The 6,258-nt window shown below is 52.6% G+C and carries 5 protein-coding genes and 1 pseudogene; 5 read left to right on the top strand and 1 reads right to left on the bottom strand.

Annotation, left to right across the window (positions count from 1 at the left end):
• Positions 1–36: 36 nt before the first annotated feature.
• The 3 genes from PPL9_RS28715 to ilvD all read left to right on the top strand — a co-directional run bounded on the left by PPL9_RS28715 (position 37) and on the right by ilvD (position 4,736).
• Positions 37–1,377, top strand: a complete 1,341-nt coding sequence (locus tag PPL9_RS28715) for an FAD-binding oxidoreductase (protein ID WP_057465919.1) — start codon at positions 37–39, stop codon at positions 1,375–1,377.
• Between the two features lie 18 nt (positions 1,378–1,395).
• Entirely contained in the window at positions 1,396–2,697 is a 1,302-nt protein-coding gene (locus PPL9_RS28720; RefSeq protein ID WP_057465920.1) for an FAD-binding oxidoreductase, read from the top strand.
• Positions 2,698–2,888: 191 nt separating this feature from the next.
• The gene (gene ilvD, locus PPL9_RS28725) at positions 2,889–4,736 is read left to right on the top strand and encodes a dihydroxy-acid dehydratase (protein ID WP_057465921.1); all 1,848 of its coding nucleotides are present in this window, start codon (positions 2,889–2,891) and stop codon (positions 4,734–4,736) included.
• Positions 4,737–4,818: 82 nt separating this feature from the next.
• On the opposite strand, the gene PPL9_RS28730 is transcribed toward ilvD, so the two are convergent.
• The gene (locus tag PPL9_RS28730; protein ID WP_057465922.1) at positions 4,819–5,469 is read right to left on the bottom strand and encodes a peroxiredoxin; all 651 of its coding nucleotides are present in this window, start codon (positions 5,467–5,469) and stop codon (positions 4,819–4,821) included.
• A gap of 233 nt (positions 5,470–5,702) precedes the next feature.
• On the opposite strand from PPL9_RS28730, the gene PPL9_RS28735 reads away from it, so the two are divergent.
• Entirely contained in the window at positions 5,703–6,053 is a 351-nt protein-coding gene (locus tag PPL9_RS28735; protein WP_057465923.1) for a metalloregulator ArsR/SmtB family transcription factor, read from the top strand.
• Positions 6,013–6,258: pseudogene (locus PPL9_RS28740) on the top strand (hypothetical protein); the annotation flags it as partial. The gene PPL9_RS28735 and the pseudogene PPL9_RS28740, both read left to right, overlap by 41 nt.

Genomic DNA, 6,258 nt, shown 5'->3' on the forward strand with positions numbered 1-6,258 from the left:
GATTGTAATTTATAGATCCGATTCCTAGAGGCCTTCATGGCGACCTATACCAGCTCCACTCCCCAACAGTTCTTCGGCGACCTTCCAGAGCAGACTGATGTTCTGATTATTGGCGGTGGCGTGATTGGCATCTGCACAGCCTACTGGCTGGCACAAAAGGGTGTGAACGTGACACTCTGCGAAAAGGGCCGCGTTGCCGGAGAACAGTCGAGCCGCAACTGGGGCTGGGTCCGCCAGCAAGGCAGGGATGCCGCAGAACTCCCCATATCCATGGAAAGCAGCCGGCTCTGGCAGCAGCTGATGAAAGAAACCGGAGAGGATCTCGGGTTTCGCCAGGAGGGTGTTTATTATCTGGCAGAAAAACAAGAGGACCTCAAAAACTATGAGGACTTTCTTGAGCTCGCCAAACAGCATCAACTCGATACCAAGCTCCTCAGTAAAGACGAGGTCTACGCCAAAATTCCGGGGCGTGATGGCAAATGGGTTGGCGGAATGATCACACCAAGTGATGGCCGTGCTGAGCCATGGATAGCTGTGCCCGCGATTGGCAGGGCAGCGGAACGCAACGGCGCTGTGATCGTTGAAGACTGTGCAGTGCGTACGCTCGAGATTGAAGGTGGTAAACTCACAGGTGCTGTGACCGAAAAGGGGACGATCAAAGCAAACCGCGTCCTGATCGCTGCTGGTGCATGGTCCTCACTCTTTGCACAAAACCTCGGCGTGTCCATGCCTCAGCTATGTGTGCGGGCAACTGTGGTTGCAACCAAGGCTGTGCCTGATCTTTTCAACGGCAACGCTGCAGACGGCACATTCGCGTTCCGCAAAAGAGTAGATGGTGGCTACACACTTGCGGTCAGTGATATTCATGATCACTACATCGGTAAGGACTCGTTTCGTCACCTCTTCAAGTGGCTTCCTGCTGTGAAAGCGTCCTTCAAAGGCATTTCCTTTGGCATGAACCCACCAAAGAACTATCCAGATTCATGGGCGCATAAGCGGCATTGGTCTGGAGATGAAGTCACACCGTTTGAAACATGTCGTGTGCTAAACCCTGATCCGAGCCCGAAAGCCCTCAAACGCATTCAGGATCGTCTGGTTGACCGCTTCCCTCAGCTCAAAGGGCTACAAATGGAAGAAAGTTGGGCTGGAATGATTGATGCAATGCCGGACTTTGTCCCGATCATGGATGAAGTCCCGACGCAAAAGGGCGTGTTTATCGCAACGGGTTTTTCCGGGCATGGGTTTGGCATTGGTCCTGCGGCAGGGCGCATAATGGCAGATTTGCTCATGGACAAACCAGCAGGCTACGACCTGACGCGCTTCCGTTATTCGCGTTTTTCCGATGGCTCCAAAATCAAGCTCGGACCCTTTATCTAACCTCCTTGAGTAAGTGACGTGATTTATTCAGAAAATACACCGCAGCAGTTCCATGGAGAACAGCCGCAGGAAACAGATGTGCTCATAATCGGCGGGGGCATCATTGGTGTGTGTACCGCCTATTACCTCGCCAAGAAGGGCGTGAGTGTCACTCTTTGCGAAAAGGGGAGAGTTGCAGGAGAACAGTCCAGCCGTAATTGGGGTTGGATTCGCCAGCAAGGACGTGATGAGCCGGAAATCCCGCTCTCTATCGAAGCTCGCCGTTTGTGGGAGGAGCTCAGCGAAGAGACAGAGGAAGACCTCGGCTACAGCGCGAGCGGCGTCTACTACCTTGCTGAAAAGCATGAGGACTTGGAAAACTTCGAGAAGTTCGTCGAGCTTGGCCGGAAATATGATCTTGATACCTGCATGATCTCAAGAGCGCAGGTTCATGAAGATATCAAAGGTAAAGAAGGCCGCTGGATCGGCGGAATGCATACTGCCAGTGATGGTCGTGCTGAACCCGGGCAGGCGACGCTCGGCATCGCAAAAGCTGCAGAGCGACTTGGAGCTGTCATTTGCGAAAACAACGCTGTTCGTACATTGGTAAAGTCCGGTGGCGAGGTTGTGGGCGTTGTCACAGAGCAAGGCGAGATCAAAGCAGGACGGGTAATGCTGGCAGGTGGGGCATGGTCTTCTTTGTTCGCCGCCAATGCAGGCATTAAACTGCCTCAACTTTCTGTAGAGTTGACCGTTGCAGCAACGCAAGCCGTACCGGATGTCTTCCCGGCAAATGCCTCAGACAACACTTTTGCTATGCGCCGCCGTCAGGATGGTGGCTACACGCTGGCACTGAAGAACAACCAGACCCATCATATCGGTCTGGATTCATTCCGGTTCCTGAAAGAATGGCTGCCCAACATGGCCGAAAACCTCAAGGGCACCAGCATCAAACCATGGTCTCCAAAAAACTACCCTGATCACTGGATGCAAAAAAGACGTTGGACCGGAGCGGACATAACACCGTTTGAAGCAATGCGCGTCCTCAACTCCAAACCTGATCAGAAAGAGCTGGGTGCTCTAACACAAGCACTCGCTGATCGTTTCCCGCAGCTCAAAGGAACAAAACTGAAATCCGCCTGGGGCGGCCTCATTGATGCTATGCCAGACTTCCTGCCGGTGATCGATAGAGCTCCAAATCGGGATAACCTGCACATCGTGACAGGGTTCTCGGGCCATGGGTTTGGAATAGGTCCATCTGTCGGACGTGTTATGGCAGATGTGCTCACAGGGAAACCAGCTGGTCACGATCTCTCCAGTTTTGCCTTTAACCGCTTCTAAAAGCTGCAAGACTTGAGGCACGAGCAGGCGACACCCGAGAAATGCTCAAGCGATCAGAAGGGGAGAGGCGTACCCGCGGGTACTCTTTTTCTCATTAGTGGTGTAAGCTGAAGAAAAGTTGCCAAATTAGTCCGATAAAACTAACTATACCGCAACGCGTAAAAAACATATTCGCCAGACTGGGGTTTTCGATGCCAAACTATCGTTCGCGCACTTCCACACACGGCCGCAACATGGCAGGCGCCAGAGGCCTGTGGCGGGCAACCGGTGTTAAAGAAAATGACTTCGGCAAGCCAATTATTGCTGTCGTCAACTCCTTCACGCAGTTCGTGCCTGGCCACGTGCATTTGAAAGACCTCGGTCAGCTCGTCGCTCGCGAAATTGAGCAGGCCGGCGGTATCGCAAAAGAGTTCAACACCATCGCAGTCGATGACGGCATCGCAATGGGCCACGACGGCATGCTCTACTCCTTGCCATCTCGTGAGTTGATCGCCGACTCTGTAGAGTACATGGTCAACGCACATTGCGCAGATGCCATGGTCTGTATCTCCAACTGTGACAAGATCACTCCAGGCATGTTGATGGCGTCTTTGCGTCTGAACATCCCAACCGTATTCGTGTCTGGTGGACCGATGGAAGCTGGCAAAGTAACGCTCGCAAACGGTGAAAAACGCAAAGTTGACCTTGTCGACGCAATGATCGCCGCAGCTGATGACAACGTTTCTGACAGCGACGTTGAAAGCATCGAGCGCAGCGCATGTCCGACATGTGGCTCCTGTTCTGGCATGTTCACCGCAAACTCCATGAACTGTCTGACAGAAGCCCTGGGTATGTCCCTTCCGGGCAATGGCTCAACTCTGGCAACGCATTCAGACCGTAAACGCCTGTTCATCGAAGCTGGTCACCTGATCGTAGATCTGGCAAAACGCTATTACGAACAGGAAGATGAGAGCGCACTGCCGCGCAACATTGCAAACTTCAAAGCCTTTGAAAATGCAATGATTATGGACATCGCGATGGGCGGTTCCACCAACACCGTTTTGCATTTGCTGGCCGCAGCGCAGGAAGGTGAAGTGGACTTCACCATGGAAGACATTGACCGTCTGTCTCGCATAGTACCAGTGCTGTGTAAGGTGGCTCCATCGATCGCCAACGTCCACATGGAAGACATTCACCGTGCAGGTGGCATCCTCGGTATTCTGGGCGAGCTGGACCGTGCAGGCCTCATCGATACCTCAGTAAAATCAGTACATGCCAAAGACTTAGCCGATGCTCTTGAGCGCTGGGATATCAAACGCACAGACAGCACAAGCGTACGCGAGTTTTTCTCAGCAGCACCTGGTGGTGTGCCGACACAGGTCGCGTTCTCTCAGAGCTCACGCTATGCCGAAGGTGTTGATGAGGATCGTGAAAACGGCGTTATCCGTTCCAAAGAACATGCCTTCTCGCAGGATGGCGGACTGGCAGTGCTCTACGGCAATCTGGCAGAAGACGGCTGTATCGTTAAGACAGCTGGTGTAGATGAGAGCATTCTCACATTCTCCGGCCCAGCACGCATCTTTGAATCTCAGGACACAGCAGTCAGCGCGATCCTGACAGGTAAAGTGAAAGTGGGCGACATCGTTCTCATTCGTTACGAAGGCCCTCGTGGCGGTCCGGGCATGCAAGAAATGCTGTATCCAACCAGCTACCTCAAGTCCAAAGGCCTTGGCAAAGCCTGCGCGCTCATCACAGATGGCCGCTTCTCTGGTGGGTCTTCCGGCTTGTCTATTGGCCATGTCTCCCCGGAAGCAGCTGAAGGCGGTAACATCGGTCTGCTGGAAGAGGGCGATGTGATTGATATCGACATTCCAAACCGTAAAATCGAGATGCGTGTTTCTGATGAAGAGCTTGCCTCCCGCCGCGCTGCGATGGAAGCAAAAGGGAATGCTGCATGGAAACCTGTTGAAACGCGTAAGCGTAAGGTTACCACCGCGCTGAAGGCCTATGCTGCCATGACCACCAGTGCATCCAAAGGCGCAGTTCGCAAAGTTGACTAAGCCTCTGGCCGATTAAGACTTTCAAAAGCCCCGTGGAGACCACCTCTGCGGGGCTTTCTATTGCTGAGTGTGTTTTGAGCTTTTAGCTCGGCGCACTCACATATCGTAGATAGGGCAGGACTGTTTTCACAGAGCCAAATTTGACTTCTGCGTCTTCGGTACTGACGGCTGGGGGCACGATTACATCCTCGCCAACAGTCCAGTCCGCAGGCGTTGCAACGCCCTTGGCAGACATCTGAAGCCCGTCTAGCGCGCGCAGGATTTCTGCGAAATTTCGTCCAACGGTCATTGGATAGGTCATCATCAGCTTCACTTGCTTGTCCGGCCCAATGATGAAGACAGAACGAACTGTTGCTGAATCAGCAGGTGTGCGGCCATCAGGTAGCACATATTCAGCAGGCAGCATGTCGAAGGCTTTGGCCATCTCCAGCCCAGCATCCGCAACAATCGCAAAATTGGGCTTTGCGCCGCCGACGGATTCAATATCGACTTTCCATTTCTTATGGTCTTCAACACCATCAACTGAAACGCCAAGCACTTTAGTGTTACGCTTGGCCCATTCATTACCAAGCTGGGCCACAGCACCGAACTCAGTCGTGCAAACAGGTGTAAAATCCTTAGGGTGAGAGAAGATGATCGCCCAGCTGTCTCCAACCCAATCGTGCAGACTTATCTCTCCATGATCAGTAGGAACAGTCAAATTAGGGATCGTGTCGTTTATGCGTAAAACCATGATTTGTCCTCGTCTGATATGGCACTAAGACTGAGATAAGACTGCAATATGCCTTTTTTCGGCCCGCCGCCGTCATTGCTTGATATTGAGTTCTGCGAAACAATAGAGCTAAACCATAACCGCAGGCCAGCTATAAGTTTTGGCGGGCGCATTACTGGTCTCAATTGACATTACGATTTCATAACCTTGTGATCAGTGCTTGACAAAGAGTAAGTATAAACTTACCGTAAGTTATGGCTTACGAAGAGATTCTTCACGCTTTAGCAGATGACACACGCCGCAAGATCTTTGAGGATCTTCGCGCAGGCCCTAAGAATGTCAAAGCGTTGTCTGAAGCAAAAGGCGTCAGCAGACCGGCGGTCTCCCAGCATCTGAAAGTTTTACAGAGCGCTGGTCTGGTGGAGGTATACCAACGCGGAACTTCAAGATTTTATGCGCTTAGGCGTGAAGGCATCGCGCCCCTGCGGGATTACCTTGATCAGTTCTGGGAGGGTGTTCTGGACGCTTTTGCAAATGAAATTGCCGACCAACAGGAGATGGGGAATGATTGCACCAGTGATGAAGATGATCAAAGTGGACTGTAGTCCGGAAAAGGCCTTCAAGGTCTTCGTCAACGACCTGAGCAATTGGTGGCCAACACAAACTCACTCTGTTACCGCAATGAATGGCGGAGCGCTGCCCGACGTCTTTTGCGAGCAGCAGGAGGGTGGCAAGCTCTATGAAGTGGCAAAGGACGGCACCCGCCACGACTGGGGCACCATCAGGCTTTATCAGCCCGCCAAAGCCCTT

The organism is Pseudovibrio sp. POLY-S9 (assembly GCF_001431305.1).
In the GTDB taxonomy this organism is placed as follows: Bacteria; Pseudomonadota; Alphaproteobacteria; order Rhizobiales; family Stappiaceae; genus Pseudovibrio.